We start from the raw sequence: 16,492 nt of genomic DNA, 5'->3' as shown, positions 1-16,492 counted from the left end.
ATGGAGCACCCCGCGCGTGGGTGACCGCGCTGCGCTTGCCAGCCCTGCGCCTCGGCGCAGACCTCCCAAGCGGGGCGAGCCCGCGACAAGGGGCGCGGGGAACTGCGCGAAAAGCCCCGACGCACCCGCAGGCGGGGAAGCACCGCACCCCGGGGAACGGGACGCACCGCCCCGTCGGACAGCACGGCGGAGGCCGCTACGCTGACGGCGCGTGCGTGCCCACCGTGCGCCGTCCCGTAGGAAAGCGAGAGCGCGTCGTGTCCCCACTGCTCACCGTCGGTCACCGTGGCGTGATGGGTGTCGAGCCCGAGAACACCCTGCGGTCCTTCGTCCGCGCCGAGGCCGAGGGCTTCGACGCGATCGAGCTGGACCTGCACCTGAGCAAGGACGGCGCGCTCGTGGTGATGCACGACGCGGACGTCGACCGCACCACCGACGGCGCGGGCCCCGTCGGCGACTTCACGCTCGACGAGCTGCGCGCCCTCGACGCGGGCGAGGGCGAGCGGATCCCGGTCTTCGAGGAGGTCATGGACGCCGTACAAGCCCCCGTCCAGGCCGAGATCAAGGACGTCGCCGCGGCCCGCGTCCTGGCCGGGGTGATCACGGAGCGGGGGCTGGCCGACCGCGTGACGGTGATCTCCTTCCACGCGGCCGCGCTGCGCGAGACCCGCGAGCTGCTGCCCGACATCCCGATCGTGCTCGTCGCGGGCCGCTCCACCCCGACCGCGCCGGAGCGGGCCGTGGAGCTGGGCGCGTACATGATCTCCTGCGAGCTGTGCCACCTGGAGCCCGGAACCGTGGAGCGGGCGCACGCGGCGGGCGTGCAGGTCATCAGCTGGACCGTGAACACCGACGAGGACCTGGCACGCGCCCGCGAGCTCGGCCTCGACGGCGTCGTCACGGACATGCCGCAGATCCGGCAGGCGGCGCTCACCACGGCCTGACGCCCCGCCCGGGCCCCGGCTCAGCCCAGCTTCTTGACCAGCAGCTCGAAGACCAGGTCGTCCCGCTGCGGGATGCCGAAGCGCTCGTCACCGTACGGGAACGGGGTCAGCTCGCCGGTGCGCGCGTACCCGCGGCGCTCGTACCAGGCGATGAGGTCCGCGCGCTGCTGGATGACGGTCATCCGCATCTCCGTCGCGTCCCAGCGCTCCCGGGCGACCCGTTCGGCCTCGGTCAGCACCGTCCGGCCCAGGCCGGCTCCCTGCTCGGTGGGGCGGACGGCGAACATGCCGAAGTAGGCGTGCGTGCCCCGGTGTTCGAGCTGGCAGCAGGCGACGATGCCGCCGTCCCGCTCGGCGACGAGGAGCACGCCGTCCGGGTGGCCGACGACCTCGCGCACGCCCTCCGGGTCCGTGCGCTGGCCCTCCAGCAGGTCGGCCTCCGTCGTCCAGCCCGCGCGGCTGTGCTCGCCCCGGTAGGCGGACTCGACGAGCGCGACGAGCGCGGGCACGTCCGCCTCGGTGGCCGCGCGGAAGACCGGCGGCGCGGCGGGCGCCTGCGTGCCCGCGGTCTCGGGGGCCTGGGAGGTCTCAAAGGCCCGGGGCCGCTCGGGCCGGGCCGGTGCGTCGTCGGCGTGCGTCATGCTGCGGACGATATCGCCGCCCGCCGACGACGCACCGCCCCGGTCCGCCCACCGGACACTCCCCCGGCCCGCGTCCGCGCCGGTCCGGCGCACGGCGGGGCCGGGCGCGTGCGCCTAGGGTCGGATCATGGTGCATGTACTGAGCAGCCGCGTCCTGATCCGTCCCACCGACCCCGAGCGGTCCCGGAAGTTCTACGGGGAGTCGCTGGGGCTCGCCGTCTACCGGGAGTTCGGTACGGGGCCGGAGCGCGGGACGGTCTACTTCCTGGGCGGCGGCCACCTCGAACTCGCGGGCCGGGCCGAGGAGTCGGGCGCGTCCGCCTCCCCCGACATCAAGCTCTGGATGCAGGTGCCCGACGCGGCGGAGGCGCACCGGGAGCTGCTGGCCGCGGGCGTCGAGGTGCTGCGCGAGCCGGTGCGGGAGCCGTGGGGCCTGATCGAGATGTGGATCGCCGACCCGGACGGGCTGCGGATCTGCGTCGTCGAGGTCCCGGAGGAGCACCCGATCCGGTACCGGCCCGGGATCTGACCCGGCCGGAGCGCACGGGCGCCCCCCGGTGCGCCCGTGCGCTCCCGTGTGCCCGCCGTGGCGGGGGCAGCCTCAGCCCGGGAGACGACCGGGGAGGGAGCATGCACGGACCGGCCATCGTCGGCTGGCTGCTGACGGCGCTCTGCGCGCTGACGGGCGTCTCCTGTCTGCTGCGGGGCAGGGGGGCACCGGCCCCGCGGCGGAGAGCGGCCGGGAGCGAGGCCCTGATGGGGTTCGGCATGGCCGTCATGGCTCTGCCCGCACCCGTGTCGGTACCCGCGCCCCCGGCTCTCTTCGCCCTCTTCTTCGGCCTGCCGGCCGCCGCCGCACTCGTCGAACTGGCGCTGCTGTGCCGCCCGTCGGCCACCCACCCGGGCCGGGAGTCCCGGACCGGGCACGGTGACGGGCACGGCGTGCGGGGCGAGGCCGGGCACCAACTGCACCACCTCGTCGGCTCGTCGGCGATGGCCCTCATGGCACTCACCATGCCCGCGACGCACGCCGCCCCGGCGCACGCCGGGCACGGGACGGGCGGGCACGCGGCGCAGCCGGCGTGGACCGGCCCGTCGCTGCTCACGGGTGCGCTGCTGGTCTACTTCGCCGCGTACGTCCTCGTCACCGGCGCCCGCCTGCTGTCCACGGCCCCGCCCGAACCGGCCGCCCCCGCACCGGCGTTGGCGGCGGCGCACGGGGCGCCGGGTCCGCCGCCCGCCCCCGACGAGGCGGAGGCGCCGGGCGGGCTCGGGCGGGTGCCCGGGTTCGCGGCCGCGTGCCGGCTGGCCATGGGGACGGCCATGTTCGCGATGCTGCTCCCCTGGTGAGCCCGGCGGGGCACCGTCAGCACCGCCGCGGCGCACCCCGTGAGGCCTGCGTCACTTCTGCGGGGACCCGCGTACCGCCGGGTGGTCCGGGCCTCATAGTGTGGGGCCCATGACGCTCCCGCTGGCACTGCTCGTACTGGCCGGGCTGGCTGCTTCCGCCGCTCCCCGGGTGCTGGCGAGATCCTCCTGGGCGGACCGGGAACCCGTGCTCGCGCTGTGGGTGTGGCAGTGCGTCGTCGCGGCCGTGCTGCTGTGCTGCGTGCTGGCGATGGCGCTGTCCGGGGCCGCCGCCTGGCAGGCCGTGCGCGGCCACGTCTTCGCGCCCGCGCCGCACGAGGTGATCGAGGCGTACGGTCTCGGCTCGTACGGGCCCTGGGCCGGTTCGCTGTCGCTGCTGCTCGCCTGCGGCGGTGCCTGGACGGGCGCCATGCTGCTGCGCGAGGTGTACGAGGCCCGGGTGCGGCGCCGGCAGCGGCACGCCGAACTGCGCCGCCGCGCGCCCCGGTTGCCGGGCGAGGAGCCCGACCCGGAGGACCGGCTGGTCGTGCTGGAGGGCGAGAAGGCGGACGCCTGGTGGCTGCCCGGCACGGCGCCGCAGCTGGTCATCACCACGGCGGCGCTGCGCCGCCTCAAGGGGCGGCAGCTGGACGCCGTCATCGAGCACGAGCAGGGCCACGCGCGGGCCCGGCACGACTGGCTGCTGCACTGCTCCTCGGCGCTGGCCACGGGCTTTCCCCGGGTCCCGGTCTTCGCCGCGTTCCGCGACCAGGTGCACCGGCTGGTCGAACTCGCCGCCGACGACGTGGCCTCCCGCCGTTACGGCAGGCTGACGATCGCGCTCGCCCTGGTCGAACTCAACGAGGACCGCGGGGTGTTCGGCCCCTGCCCCACCCCGCTCGCGCAGGTCCCGCAGCGGGTGCACCGGCTGCTGTCCCCCTCGCCGCGGCTGTCCGTCGCGCGGCGGCTGCGGATGACGGCGGTGGCCGCGCTGGTCCCCGTCATCCCCCTGCTGGTGGCCTTCGTCCCCGGCCTCTCGGCGCTCCGGCAGATCTGACCGTTCCGGGGGCCGGTGCGGGACGGGGGCGCGCCGATGCGTGAGGATCGGGGGATGCGTACCGCCTCCGACGACTCCCGGGTGTCCGACGCCCCGTCCCCGACGGCCCGTTGGGCCCGTGCCGCCGCGGTGAGCGGCGGGCTCGGCGTACTGGTCCTGCTGCTGGTGGTGCTCGGCTGGCAGCCGCTCGCCGGGCTCGACCGGGGCATCGCCGAGGCGCTGCACGCGCAGGCGCTCGCCCGCCCCGACTGGACGCACACCAACCGGGTGCTGACCGACTGGGTGTGGGACCCGTGGACGATGCGGCTGCTGATCGCCGTGACGGTGGTCGCCCTGTGGGTGCGCGGCGAGCGGTGGCTCGCCGCGTGGGCGGCCGTGGCCACCGCGCTGTGCGGGGCCGTGCAGACGGGGCTCAAGGCGCTGGTGGGGCGGGAGCGGCCCGAGTGGGAGGTGCCCGTCGACTCGGCGCACTACGCGGCGATGCCCTCGGGACACGTGATGACGCTGTCGGCGACGGCCGTGCTGCTGCTGTGGCTGCTGCGCCGGACGACCTCGGCCTCCGGCCTGCTCTGCGGTGCGGCGACGGTGCTGGCCGTGGTCTCCGTCGCCGGGGTGTCCGTGACGCGGATGGTGCTCGGGGTGCACTGGATGACGGACACCCTCGTCGGGGCCCTGCTGGGCGCCGCCTTCGGCGCGGCCGCGGTCGGCGTCCGGTACGCGTGGGGCCCGGGGCGGTGAACTCCGCGGCGGCGTACGGCCGTTGACCGGCGCGGCCCCCGGCGGGAGCCGCGCGCGGGCGATGTCAGTCCGTGCCGAGCCTGCGGGCGAGGAGGGCGACGAGGCGTTCCCAGTGCCGGTCGAGCGCCTCGGGGCTGAAGGCGGGCACGTCGGCCATGGTGAACCCGTGCATCGTGCCCGGGTAGACCTCGCTGGTGTAGGTGACCCCGGCGTCGTCCAGGGCGCGTTCCAGCGCGGCGACGTCCTGCGGGGTCATCGCCTCGTCCCTGGCCGCGTGGGCGAGGTGGAGTTCGGCGGTGATGCGCTCGGCCGTCAGGTGCGGGCTGTCGGGGGCTCCGGTGACGACGTGGCCCGCGTGGAAGCTCGCCGCCGCGGCGACCTGGCCGGGGCGGGCCGCCGCCGTGCGCAGCGCCAGCACGCCGCCCAGGCAGTACCCGGTGACGCCGATGGGCCCGGGGGCCACCTCGGGGCGCGCGGTGAGGAAGTCGACGTAGGCGCCCGCGTCGCGCTCGGCGCGCTCGGCTCCGTGCTCGCGGAGCTTGGGCAGCGCCTCGGCCAGGAAGGCGTCCCGGTTCTGCGGACGGCGCAGGTCGGGGGCCTCCTCGGGGGTGCGTCCTTCCCGGTGGAAGACGTTCGGGGCGAGGACGTAGTAGCCGTACGAGGCGAGCTTGTCGACCATCTCGCGCAGCACCGGCCGGAGCCCGAAGATGTCCATGTAGAACAGCACTCCGGGAACCGGACCGCCGCTGTCCGGCCAGGCGGCGTAGGCGTCGGCGGCGCCGTCGGGGGTGGGGACGTCAAGGTGCGTGGACGCCATGCGCGGTGGCCTCTCTCGTCGGTGCGGCGGGGATTCCCCCGTGCGTTCCGTCCTATCACCCCACCCCCGCGCCCGACGCGTACGCCCCCGCGCGCAGCTCGTCCGTGGCCTGTTCGGTGAGGGTGCGGCGGCAGATCTTGCCGGTGGGGCCGAGGGGCATCTGCGGTACCCGGAGCAGGAATTCGGGGAGCTTCCGCTTCTCCAGGCCGCGCCGGCCGGTGAGGTAGCCGGTGAGGTCGGGGAGGGAGAGCGGGCCGGTTCCGGGGGCCTGCCGGACGCAGGCGCAGAGCCGTTCGCCGAGCTCCGGGTCGGGCACCGGTACGCAGACGGCCTCGGCGATCTCCGGGTGGGTGCCCAGCTCGTGCTCGACCTCGGCCGGGGAGATGTTGAGGCCGCCGCGTACGACGACGTTCCGCAGCCGGCCGAGGACGAAGAGCCGTCCCCGCTCGTCCAGCCGTCCCAGGTCGCCGGTGCGGACCCAGCCGTCGGCGGTGCGGTAGCGGGCGTCGAGTCCGGGTGCGGCGACGTAACAGAGCGGTGTCATCGGGCCCTTGGCCTGGATCTCGCCGGACCGGCCCGGGGGCAGCGGCCGTCCGTCCGGGCCGGTGACGCGGATACCGACGACCGACGGGTCGGGGACGCCGGTGCAGCCCGCGGGCTCGCTGCCGTGCACGGTGTGGCAGTTGACGCCGTCGGAGGAGCCGTAGACGGTGACCACCGGGCGGCCGAAGCGGTCCCGGCACAGCGCGGCGGTGCCCTCCGGCAGGGCCGCGCCGCTGGAGACCAGGGAGCGCAGGGACGCCAGGTCCTCGTCGGGGGCGGCCGGTTGCTCGGCGAGACGACGCAGCATGGTGGGCACCCCGAGGACGTGGGTGGGGCGGTGCCGGGTGAGGAGCGTCAGCGCGTCCGGCGCGGAGAAGTGCGGCTGGACGAGCAGGGTGCCGCCGAGCGCGGCCAGGGTGAGGATGCCGGCAGAGCCGAACGAGGAGGCCAGCGACACCAGCAGGAGGTGCCGCCGTTCGGTGCTGCCGGGGTCGAGGGCACGCAGGTAGGCGGCGCGGCCGCCGCCCATCGCGCGGTGCGTGTAGGCGACCATCTTCGGCTCGGCCTCGGAGCCCGAGGAGACCAGGATGCGGGCCGGGGACTCGGGGTCGACGCCGCTGGGGGTGCCCGGGTGCGGGTGCCGCGGGCTGCCGCCGAGCCAGGTGGTGCCCGGGACGCCGGTGTGCGGGGTGAAGACCGTCTCCAGGTACGGCAGCCGGTCGCGGAGCGCGGCGTCGGCCGGGTCGGCGAGGACGGCGGCGCGGGCCCGGGCCCCGCCGAGCAGGGCGAGGGTGTCCCGGCTGCCGCCGCCCGGCGGGTAGGGCAGGGCGACGGCGCCGACGGCGTAGACGGCGAGTTCGGCGGCGACGGCGTCCGCGCCGTTGGGCATCCGGAGGGCGACGACGTCGCCGGGGCCGATGCCCGCCTCGGCGAACAGGCCCGCGACGCGGCGTACTTCGCGGTCGAGGGCGGCGTAGTCCAGGACGGTGCCGGTTCCGGGGCCGGCCTCGACGAGGGCCTGGCGGTGCGGGTGGGCGCGTACGTGTGCGGTGAAGAGGGCGTACAGGTCCTGGTCCGGGGCGTGCTCCGCCCAGGCCAGGCGGTCCGCGCGGGGGACGCGGTCGGGGAAGGGGACTCCGGCGCGGGAGGTCCAGGGCGCGGTCACGCGAACTCCCAGGGGCGGCGGGGCCGGGCGGGCGTTCCCGGCCCGGCGGGGTCGACGGCGTGGCGGAAGGCCGGGTCGCCGGGCAGCGCGGCGAGGTCGGTGCGTACGGGGGTCGCGGTCACCCCGGCCTCGCCGAGCAGGGACACCCAGGCGCGGGTGGGACGCTCCGTGAACCGTTCGGCGGTCATCGCCGGGCTGTCGGCGGGGAGTTGGGCGGCCCGGGTGAGGTGCTCCGGGGAGGCGGCGGCCTCGGCGGGGAGCTGGAGCCAGCCGTCGGCGGTGCGGAGCGGGACGTCCAGGGGTGTCCAGCGGGTGCGGGAGGCGGGGCGCGGGACGAGGGACGCGGCGGAGAGCAGCGAGGAGTCGACCCGGGCGCCGCGCCCGGTGCGCGTGCTGACCAGCAGTCCGGTCAGCACGCCCTGGGCGCAGAGCAGTCCGCCGAGGACGTCGGTGAGGGTCATCAGCGAGGGTGCGGGGGGCTCGCCCGCGGGCCGCAGCGCGGCGGCGAGTCCGCTGTGCACCTGCGCGAGGTAGTCGGTGCCCAGCGGCGGCCCGGCGGGGGCGAAGGCGTCGCCGAAGCCGGAGGCCGCCGCGTGGACCAGGCCGGGGCGGGTGCGCCACAGGGCCGGTGCGTCGAGCCCGAGGCGTTCGGCGCGGCCCGGTGCCCAGTTGTGCACGAACGCGTCGGCGCCGGCGACGAGTTCGTGCACGGCGCAGCGTCCGGCCGGGGTGGTGATGTCGGCCTCGGTCACGGACTTGCCCGCGTTGAGCGCCAGGAAGCGGGCCGAGCAGTCCCCGGCGAGCGGGGGCAGCCCGCGCATCGGGTCGCCGCCGGGCGGCTCGACGCGGATCACCTCGGCGCCCAGCAGCCGCAGCACGTGCCCGGCCAGCGGCCCCTGGACCCGGCGCGTGGCCTCGACGACGCGGACGCCCGCCAACGGGAGCGCGCCGTGCGGGAGTCCGGGGCCCGGCCCGTGGCCGGTGGCCGGGCCGGGCTCCCGGGTCAGGTCCCAGGGGGACGGGAGGCCGGCGGGGGCCGGGTCGCCGGTCAGGGGCAGCAGGCTCACGCCGGTGGCGGCGGCCGCGTCCCGGAGTGCGGCGAGCGTGGTCTCCCGGGCCGCCTGCCGCAGGGCGTCCGGCAGGTCGCAGACCGCGGTGGCGAAGCGGCGCTGGAACGGGCCCCAGCCACGGCCCGCGAGGGACGGGGCGACGCCGAGGCGCCGCCAGAACTCCCGCCAGGCGTCCGGGTCCAGGGTCTCGATCTCGACGGGTGTGCCGTCGGCGGCGGCCAGGCCGGCGGTGCGCGGCACGGGCCCGGCCGCCGTCTCCTCCTCGCCGTCCCCGGCCGCCGTGGCGGCGGCGAGGTACTGGCCGGTGGCGAGCAGCGCAGCCTGGGCCTCGGAGGTCCGTACGTGCCGGAGGCCGAGTCCGCGGTGCCGGGCGAGGAGGACGGCGGACACGCCCTGCGCGGCGAGGAGTCCGGCCGCTGTCGCGGCGTAGTCGACGGCGAGGGGCAGCGGGCGGCCGGCGGCGCGGCCGTGCACGTGCGCGATGCCGCAGGCGGCCTGCACGGCCCGCTCGTCGGGCAGGGGCGCGGCCACCGGTCCGGCCCGGTCCGCCGCCAGGTCCACGGCGGCGGTGAGCGCGTCGTCCCGGAGGGCGTGCGCGGTGTGCCGGAGCAGGCGGGCGGTGACCTCGTCGCGGGTGGTGCGGGGGTGCAGTGCGGTCGGGGAAGCGGTCACCGGGGGTCGCGCCCCTCGGGGCGGCGGCCCTGGGTGGAGTACAGGATGCTGGACGCCGCGCGGAAGGACGGGTCCGTCATCAGCTCGCGCACGCGCTCCAGTTGGGCCGGGGTCATGCCCTGGGCGACCAGCCGGTCGCGGAGGTGGTGGGTGTGGTGCAGCTGGAGCTGGAGGCTGGCCGAGCCCGCGTGCCGCACCTCGACGTACGGCTGGGTGTCGATGCCGACGAGTCCGGCCTCGCGCAGCGCGGACGGGACGCGGCGGCCCCACTGCGGGTCGCCTCCGGCGGCGCGCAGCGCGTCGGACTTGGCGCGGAGGAAGGCGCTGTACAGCTCGGCGGACTCCTCGTCGGGGGCGAGCAGGGGCGGTTCGTAGGAGGTGTCGAACTCGTCGATCTGGAGCACGCCCCCGGGCCGGAGCGCGCGCACCAGCTTGGCGAGCACGGCGCGGCGTCCGGGCAGGTGCTGGAGCACCAGCCGGGCGACGACCAGGTCGAAGGCGTTCTCCGGCAGCGGGTCCCGCTCCAGGTCGTGGGCCCGTACGGTCAGGCCGGGCGCGGAGGCGATGTGCCGGGGGTCCACGTCGGTGGCCAGGACGGTGCCGTGCGGGGCGACGCGGCGCGCGAGCCACTGGGCGACGCTGCCGCCGCCCGCGCCGACCTCCAGACAGTCCCAGCCGGAGCGCAGTCCGGTGGCCGCCAGCCGCGGCAGGGTCACCGGGTCGTAGGCGGCGGCCAGGCAGCGGTGCTGGTCGTGGCTGTGGTCGGTGGCGTTGTCGAAGGCGTAGCCGGTGGCCGGGCGGTCGGTGGTGGCCGTCGGCTGGTTCACGGGGGTTCCTCTCGTCGGGGCGGGGGTGCAGGGGGTGTGCAGGGGCAGGCTCAAGTACGGGGCCGGGGGCCGGGGTTCAGGTCCACAGGCCGGTGCCGCAGGTGCTGCCGTTGCCGGTGAGCTGGTGCAGGAGGGCGGTGCGGCGGACCTTGCCGGTGCCGGTGCGGGGGACGTCCCGCCAGGTGAGCACGACGGGTTCGGCCAGCCGCGGCAGGCCCGCGACGGCCCCGCGCCAGCTGTCCCCGTCGAGCCGGCCGTCCGCGGTGACGACCACGGGGAGCGGGTCCGTGCCGGGGCGGCCGAGGACGACGCACTCCAGCGCCTCCGGCAGCCGGTCCTCCAGCAGGTCCTCGGTCTCCAGGCAGCTGAGCCGGGGCGTGCTGTCGACCTCGCGGTCGAGCAGCCGGACGCTGCCGTCCCGGCGGAGGATGCCGATGTCGCCGGTGGTCCACCAGCCGTCCTGCTCCTTGCGTGCCCAGCGTTCGGGCTCGCCGATGTAGCCGAGGCCGAGCGCGCCGGTCCTGGCCTGGAGCAGTCCGGCCCGGCCGCGCGGCACGGGTTCCAGGGTGTCGGGGTCGACGGCGCGGAGCCGGGTCCGGACGGGGATCGGGCGGCCGAGGTCCCTGGCGGTTCCGGGCGCGGAATCGCCGGTGACGGAGCCGCGGGTGTGGAAGCGGAACGTGAGCGGCCCGGTCTCGGTCTGTCCCCAGCCCTGCATCCACAGCGGGCTGCGGTGCCGGCTGGCCGTCAGATAGCCGCGCAGCGTGGGCGGGTGCACCGCGTCGTAGGTGCTGATGAAGAGCCGGACCCGGCGGAAGGGGTTGTCCAGCCGCTCGGTCAGCGGCTGGAGCCGGACGTACGCGGAGGGCAGGGCCTCGACGACGGTCGGCGGGTGGGCGCGCAGCAGCGGGTCGGCGGTCTCGGGTGCGGAGTCGGTGAGGAGGACGATCTCGCGGGGTGCCATGGAGACGGCCACGCCGGTCCAGCAAAAGGTCCTGCCGTGCGCGTAGGAGCTGGCGTTGAGCAGGGTGTCGTCCCTGCGGGCGCCGATGCGCGGGTAGCGGACGGCCTCGGAGCGGGCGAGTTTGCGGATGATCGTGCGCGTGGAGTGCGTCACGAGCTTCGGCACCCCGGTGGTGCCCGAGGTGTGGTTGATCACCAGCGGTTCGTCGTCGTGCCGCCCGCGGTGCGGGGCCGGGGTGTCCGGGTCCAGGGTGAGCAGCGGGACGGCGCCCGGGGACGTGGGGTCCTCGGGGGTGTCGCCGAGCGCGTGGGTGACGGTCACGCAGTTCTTGGCGAGCGCGGCCGGGTCGACGTCGGCGGCGCGGCAGCGGGCGAGGAGTTCGGGGGTGGTGACCAGGAGCGCGGGGCCGAGGCGGCGGAGCAGGGTGCCGAGGGTCTCGGGGGCCAGCTGTCCGGAGAGCTGCGCGGGGACGGCGCCGAGGCGTACGGCGGCGCAGGCCAGCAGGTCGTAGTCCCAGTGGTTGTCCTTGGCCACGGCGACCCGGTCCCCGCGGCCGACGCCGGCGGCGGCGAGCCGGGAGGCGGTGCGGGCGACGAGTGCGGCCAGCCGGGGCAGCGTCCAGTGGGTGCCCCCGTCGGGGGCGATGTCGAAGGGGCGGTCGAGGCGGACCGCGGTGGCGGCGCCCCGGGCCGCGGCCTCGTCGAACAGGACTCCCATGTCATGCGGTTTCACGGTGCACCTCTCGCAGCGGGTTCCGGGTGGCGGGCGCCGGGCCGAGCCTGCTCAGGACGCGGGAGGCGGCCAGCGCGCCCGAGCGGACGGCGCCCTCACTGGCGGGGCGCAGCGTGGTCCAGTCCCCCGCGTAGTCCACGGCGCGGGCCCGCCGGGCCCCGAAGCGGGACCGCAGGTGCAGCGCGGCGGGGGTGGCCTCGGGCAGGGCGTGCCGGAAGGCGTGCACGAAGCGCTGCCCGGTGGCCTCGGCCAGCCCCGGGACGTACCGTTCCGCGGCGTCCGTCAGCAGCTTCGCCGTCTCCTCCTCGGGCGCGTCCAGCAGTTCGGGCACGGTTCCCGGCGCGGCCATCAGGGTCAGCAGGCCCTTGCCGGCCGGGGCGCGGCCCGGGTGCTTGGCGTGGTCGACGATGACGGCGGAGAGGACGGACTCCTCGGCGGCCGGGGTGAGCAGCAGGTACACCGGGCGCCGCGCGGCGGGCGCGAGCGGGCGGTCGAGCAGGCAGCTCACCTTCAGCGCCGGGGTGAAGGTGCAGGCGGCGAGGAACTCCCGTTCCTCCGGCGGGACTTCGGGGCGGACGGCCAGGGCCGTCGGCGCGGGGACGGCGAGGACGGCGGCGCGGGCGGTGACCTCCCCTTCGTCGAACCGCAGGCGGGCGCGGCCGCCCTCGTCGACGACCTCGCGGACGGCGCGGCCCGGCTCGACGTCGACGGTGCCGGCGAGGCGGCGGGCGAGCAGGTCCATGCCGGTGCGGTAGGTGCGCCATCCGGAGGGCGGGCCGACCTCGGCGAGCAGGGAGAGCATCGGGGCCGCGGCGGAGCGGGCGGTGTCCCAGCCGAAGCAGCAGCCGGCGAGCGGCTGGAGCAGGTAGTCGTGGACGTCGCGGTGGCAGCGGGCGGCGAGTTCGCGCACGGTGGCGGCGCCGACCGGGGTGCTCTCCGGCCGGTCGCCGTCGAACTCGGCGCGGCGCAGGGCCACTTGGGCGAGCAGGCCGGCCAGGTCGACACGGGCGCGCGGGCCGAGTCCGGCGCCGTCGGCGAGCAGCGCGCCGGGGTCCCCGACGCCGTGCCGGGCGCGTCCCCCGCGCCACACGGCGACGCCGGCGCCGACGGGCGGCACGTCCGTCCCGGGCACGCCGAGGCGGGTGAGGAGTTCGCGGGTGGCGCGGTAGCCGCGTCCGGGGACCTGTTCGGCGCCCTGGTCGACGGTCCAGCCGTCCCGGCGGAAGCTGCGCATCCGGCCGCCGACCTGCTGGTGTTCCTCGAAGACCCGCACCGACAGCCCGGCGCGGCGCAGTTCGTGCGCGGCGGTCAGCCCGGCCATCCCGGCGCCGACCACGGCGACGTCGAGGTCGGGGCCGCTCGTGGCGCTCACGCGGCGCCCGCCCCGGCGAGGAGGTTGGCCACGACGAGCAGCAGCACGCTCAGGCGGTGCACGGCGAAGCCGGTGCGGCGGGCCACCATGATGTTGCCCTTGCGGAAGCCGGTGACGTACTGGTGCGCGCGGAGCGCCGCCGCGGGCAGCATGACCAGCGCGAACCACCAGGGCGCGATGCCGGCGGCCGCGGCGACGACGCTGAGCAGGAACTCGGCGGCGGACAGCACCCCGATGAACACCGCGTTGCCGCGCTCGGTGACCAGCGCGGCCACGGTGGGACGTCCGACGGCACGGTCGCCCTCGACGTCGTTGGTGTTGGAGTACACCCCGAACATCAGCGGCCCGAAGCCGAAGAGGACGCCCTGCACCATCACGAACCCGGAGAACTCCCCCGCCAGCAGCCCGTACTGGCCGATGACCAGGACGGCGCCGAGCCAGACGAGGAAGGCCTCCTGGAAGCCGTGGTAGCTGATCTTCAGGCCGTAGGAGTACTGGAGCGAGACCACGAACAGCGCACCGAGCAGCACCAGGGCCCAGGTCGGACGGTGCGGGGCGATGCCGGCGGCCGCGGTCCACAGCACGGCACCGGCCGCGGCGCAGAGCCAGGCGAAGCGCACCGCCTGCGCCTCGGTGAGGGTGCCGGCGACGAGGGGCTTGCGGAGCTTGTTGCGCAACGGGTCGTCGGGGCCGTAGTTGGCGATGTCGCTGCCGTCGCGGTAGCCGGTGATGTCGTCGAGGGCCACCATGGCCATGATCACGAAGACCTGGCCGAGCAGGAACACCACGACGACGGCGGCGGTCCGCGCGGAGAGTCCGGACAGCGGCAGCAGCACGGCGGAGAGGACCACCGCGGTGCTCAAGTAGTAGTCGTAGACGTCGAGTTTGCCCAGCCGCGTGTAGCTGCGGAGGGTGCTCTCGGGCCGGTCCGCCGGGCGCGGTGCGCCGGTCTCGGCGGCGATGCTCTGGGTCATCGTTCCTTCCTCGTTCCTTCTTCTTCGGTGGCCGGTCCGGCCGGTCCCCTCGCGGCCGCCCCGCACGCCCGTGCCGCCGGGAGTGTCGGCTCCCGGCGGCACGGGCGTGCGGGGTACGGCGGCGGGGTGCGGCCGTGCGTCAGCGGCCGGCGGCGAACGCGCGGACGCAGTCCGCGACGTACTCGACGTCGGTGTCCGTGAGCAGGTGGTGGACCGGCAGGGCGAGATGGCGTTCGCTCGCCCGCCGCGCGTGCGGCCACCGGTCGTCCGGGGCCGCGTACCGGGCGAAGGCCGGCTGCTCGGGCAGCGGCTGCCGGTAGTAGACGTGGGTCTGCACGCCGCGCTCGGTGAGGTGGGCGCGGAGCGCGTCGCGCTGCTCGGCGAGCACCGCGTAGACGTAGTAGCAGCGTCCGTCCCGGCCGGGCGGGGGCGGGAGGACGCCCTGGGCGGCCAGCGGCGCGAAGCGCTCGGTGTAGTAGGCGGCGATCTCGGCGCGGCGCTCCAGCCGTCGCGGGAATCCGGCGAAGCGGTGCAGCTGGAAGGCGGCCTGGAGCTCGTCGAAGCGGCTGTTGCGGCCCACCTCGTGGTGCAGGAAGCGCTGTGTGCCGTCCTGCCCGTGGTTGCGCAGCATCCGTACGCGCCGGGCCAGTTGAGCGTCCCCGGTGACGACGGCGCCGCCCTCGCCCGGCATGCCGCACGACTTGACCTGGACGAAGGAGTACACGCCCGCCTCGCCCCACAGTCCGGCCGGGATGCCGTCGAGGGTGGCGCCCTGGGCCACGGCGGAGTCCTCGATCAGCCGCAGTCCCCTCCGGCGCGCGGCCTCGCGGAAGGCGGGCATGTCCGCCATCACGGAGAACATGTGCGCGGGCATCAGCGCCTTGGTGCGCGGGGTGACGCGCCGTTCGGCGTCCGCCGGGTCGGCGACCATGGTGTGCGGGTCGACGTCGGCGAAGACGGGCACGGCGCCGGCGTTCACCACGGAGGCGGCGAGCGGGGCGCAGCCGAACGCGGGGACGACGACCTCGTCGCCGGGCCCGATGTCCATGGCGGCGAGCACCAGTTCCAGCGCGGAGGTGCCGCTGCCGCACAGCACGGCGTCGGCGGCGCGCAGCGAGGACCTGAGCGTCTCCTCGAACCGCGCGCTGCGCGCGCCGAGGATGAACCGCTGCTCCGGGTCGAGGGCGACGTCCCGTACGAGTCCGAGGAGTTCCTCGCGGTCCGCCTCGAAGAGGTGCGGCGGGAAGAACGGGATGGTCTGCACGGTGGTCATAGGGCGTCCCCTCCCCGGGGCTCGTCGCCGGTGCAGAACTCCGCGACGGCGGCGCAGACCCGCTCCACCCCGTCGAGGGTGAGGTCGGCGTACATCGGCAGGGCGAGGGCGCGGCCGGAGGCGCGCTCCGCGCACGGGAAGTCGCCCGGCCCGTACCCGAGTCCGGCGAAGGCGGGCTGGAGGTGCAGAGCCAGCGGGTAGTAGATCTCGGTGCCGATGCCGCGCCGTTCGAGGTGCGCGGCCAGTGCGTCCCGGCGCTCGGTCTCGATCAGGTAGACGTAGTGGACGCCCTCGTGCCCGGGGCCGTGCGCGTCCGTCGTGGGCAGCCGCAGGATGCCGGGCAGGCCGCGGAGTTGCTCGGTGCAGGCGGCGGCGAGGCGGGCGCGGTGGGCGATGTCCTCGTCGAGGACGGTGAGCTTGGCCGAGAGGACGGCGGCCTGGATGTCGTCCATCTTGCTGTTCTCGCCGACGAGTCGGCTGGACGTGGCGATGGCCGGGAAGTTGTTCACGGTGTCCCCGCCGCGTCCGTGGTGGCGGAGCGCGGAGACGGTGGCGGCGATCTCGGGGTCGTCGGTGAGGACGGCGCCGGCGTCGCCGAGCGCGCCGAGCGTCTTGCTCGGGAAGAAGGACAGCACTCCCCCGGCGCCGTGCAGTCCGGCGTGCACGCCGTCCCGGCGCATGCCGATCGCCTCGGCGCTGTCCTCCACGACGGTCAGCCCCGCGTCCCGGGCGACGGCACCGATGCCCGCCGTGTCGGCCATCCCGTGGAAGAGGTGGGCGGGCATGACGAAGCGGCTCTCGGGGGTCACCGCCGCGGCGAGCGCGGCCGGGTCGAGGGCGTACGTCGCGGGGTCGATGTCGACGAACTGCGGGCGGCCGCCCGCGAGGACGACGGAGGAGGCGGTGGCGAAGAAGGAGTAGGCGGGGACGAGGACGCCGTCGCCGGGGCGAATCCCGCAGGCGCGGAGCAGCAGCACCAGGGCGTCGGTTCCGCTGTTGACCCCGATCGCGTATTCCGCGCCGGTCCAGGCGGCGAGTTCCCGCTCGAATTCCGCCACTTGCTGTCCGTGCGAGAATTTTCCGTTGTCGAACACACGGTGCAGATTGCGTTCGATCAAGGGCCACAAACGGGTGACGGTCGCCGTCTGGGAAAAGAACGGGACCCCCGCTTCCGCCGCCGTTCCACTCGGGCCCGGACCTTCGGAACCGTGGGGCTCCAGCGTGGTCCGGGCGGTATCGGAACCCAAAGTCCTGCCCCCCAATGGTTTCTGCATGGCGGGCCCAAGACTGACCGGAACGCGGTGCTCCGGCAAAGCTGAGACGATCATATTCACACTTTTCGGTGGCCCTTCCCCG

15 protein-coding genes are annotated in these 16,492 nt (G+C 76.0%); 5 read left to right on the top strand and 10 right to left on the bottom strand.

Going from position 1 to position 16,492, the window contains the following annotated elements:
- The first annotated feature begins 293 nt into the window (after positions 1–293).
- Positions 294–944: a glycerophosphodiester phosphodiesterase family protein gene (locus tag HCC30_RS12885; protein WP_169442629.1), complete on the top strand. Its 651-nt coding sequence runs from the start codon at positions 294–296 to the stop codon at positions 942–944.
- 20 nt (positions 945–964) lie between these two features.
- On the opposite strand, the gene HCC30_RS12880 is transcribed toward HCC30_RS12885, so the two are convergent.
- Positions 965–1,585: a GNAT family N-acetyltransferase gene (locus HCC30_RS12880; RefSeq protein WP_169442628.1), complete on the bottom strand. Its 621-nt coding sequence runs from the start codon at positions 1,583–1,585 to the stop codon at positions 965–967.
- A 127-nt stretch (positions 1,586–1,712) separates the two neighbouring features.
- Here HCC30_RS12880 and HCC30_RS12875 point away from each other — a divergent pair, with 127 nt between their 5' ends.
- The 4 genes from HCC30_RS12875 to HCC30_RS12860 all read left to right on the top strand — a co-directional run bounded on the left by HCC30_RS12875 (position 1,713) and on the right by HCC30_RS12860 (position 4,727).
- On the top strand, positions 1,713–2,114 hold the full coding sequence (locus HCC30_RS12875) for a VOC family protein (protein WP_169442627.1): 402 nt from the start codon (positions 1,713–1,715) through the stop codon (positions 2,112–2,114).
- 101 nt (positions 2,115–2,215) lie between these two features.
- Positions 2,216–2,935: a DUF5134 domain-containing protein gene (locus HCC30_RS12870; RefSeq protein ID WP_169442626.1), complete on the top strand. Its 720-nt coding sequence runs from the start codon at positions 2,216–2,218 to the stop codon at positions 2,933–2,935.
- A gap of 109 nt (positions 2,936–3,044) precedes the next feature.
- Positions 3,045–3,989, top strand: a complete 945-nt coding sequence (locus HCC30_RS12865; RefSeq protein WP_169442625.1) for a M56 family metallopeptidase — start codon at positions 3,045–3,047, stop codon at positions 3,987–3,989.
- 54 nt (positions 3,990–4,043) lie between these two features.
- Positions 4,044–4,727: a phosphatase PAP2 family protein gene (locus tag HCC30_RS12860; protein WP_169442624.1), complete on the top strand. Its 684-nt coding sequence runs from the start codon at positions 4,044–4,046 to the stop codon at positions 4,725–4,727.
- A 64-nt stretch (positions 4,728–4,791) separates the two neighbouring features.
- On the opposite strand, the gene HCC30_RS12855 is transcribed toward HCC30_RS12860, so the two are convergent.
- From HCC30_RS12855 to HCC30_RS12815, 9 genes are all read right to left on the bottom strand, one after another.
- Positions 4,792–5,544, bottom strand: a complete 753-nt coding sequence (locus tag HCC30_RS12855; protein WP_169442623.1) for a dienelactone hydrolase family protein — start codon at positions 5,542–5,544, stop codon at positions 4,792–4,794.
- Between the two features lie 55 nt (positions 5,545–5,599).
- Complete coding sequence (locus HCC30_RS12850) at positions 5,600–7,252, bottom strand: class I adenylate-forming enzyme family protein (protein WP_169442622.1); 1,653 nt, start codon at positions 7,250–7,252, stop codon at positions 5,600–5,602.
- Positions 7,249–8,994 (bottom strand): CoA transferase, encoded by a 1,746-nt coding sequence (locus tag HCC30_RS12845; RefSeq protein WP_346776610.1) that lies wholly within the window; start codon positions 8,992–8,994, stop codon positions 7,249–7,251. Before HCC30_RS12845 ends, HCC30_RS12850 begins: the two co-directional genes overlap by 4 nt.
- A complete protein-coding gene (locus tag HCC30_RS12840; protein WP_169442621.1) occupies positions 8,991–9,821 on the bottom strand; it encodes a class I SAM-dependent methyltransferase in 831 nt (276 codons plus the stop codon). The genes HCC30_RS12845 and HCC30_RS12840 overlap by 4 nt, the downstream gene beginning before the upstream one ends.
- A 76-nt stretch (positions 9,822–9,897) precedes the next feature.
- On the bottom strand, positions 9,898–11,502 hold the full coding sequence (locus tag HCC30_RS12835; protein ID WP_169442620.1) for a class I adenylate-forming enzyme family protein: 1,605 nt from the start codon (positions 11,500–11,502) through the stop codon (positions 9,898–9,900).
- A 1-nt stretch (position 11,503) separates the two neighbouring features.
- Positions 11,504–12,889 (bottom strand): NAD(P)/FAD-dependent oxidoreductase, encoded by a 1,386-nt coding sequence (locus HCC30_RS12830; protein ID WP_169442619.1) that lies wholly within the window; start codon positions 12,887–12,889, stop codon positions 11,504–11,506.
- Positions 12,886–13,863: a UbiA family prenyltransferase gene (locus HCC30_RS12825; protein ID WP_169442618.1), complete on the bottom strand. Its 978-nt coding sequence runs from the start codon at positions 13,861–13,863 to the stop codon at positions 12,886–12,888. The genes HCC30_RS12830 and HCC30_RS12825 overlap by 4 nt, the downstream gene beginning before the upstream one ends.
- Before the next feature lie 139 nt (positions 13,864–14,002).
- Complete coding sequence (locus tag HCC30_RS12820; protein WP_169442617.1) at positions 14,003–15,136, bottom strand: DegT/DnrJ/EryC1/StrS family aminotransferase; 1,134 nt, start codon at positions 15,134–15,136, stop codon at positions 14,003–14,005.
- Positions 15,133–16,356, bottom strand: a complete 1,224-nt coding sequence (locus HCC30_RS12815) for a DegT/DnrJ/EryC1/StrS family aminotransferase (RefSeq protein WP_277347984.1) — start codon at positions 16,354–16,356, stop codon at positions 15,133–15,135. The genes HCC30_RS12820 and HCC30_RS12815 overlap by 4 nt, the downstream gene beginning before the upstream one ends.
- Positions 16,357–16,492 lie beyond the last annotated feature (136 nt).

It is taken from the genome of Streptomyces sp. HNM0574, assembly GCF_012726235.1.
Classification (GTDB): Bacteria; Actinomycetota; Actinomycetes; order Streptomycetales; family Streptomycetaceae; genus Streptomyces.
Note: the sequence above shows the minus strand (reverse complement) of the source record. Positions and strands in the feature narration are given on the sequence as shown.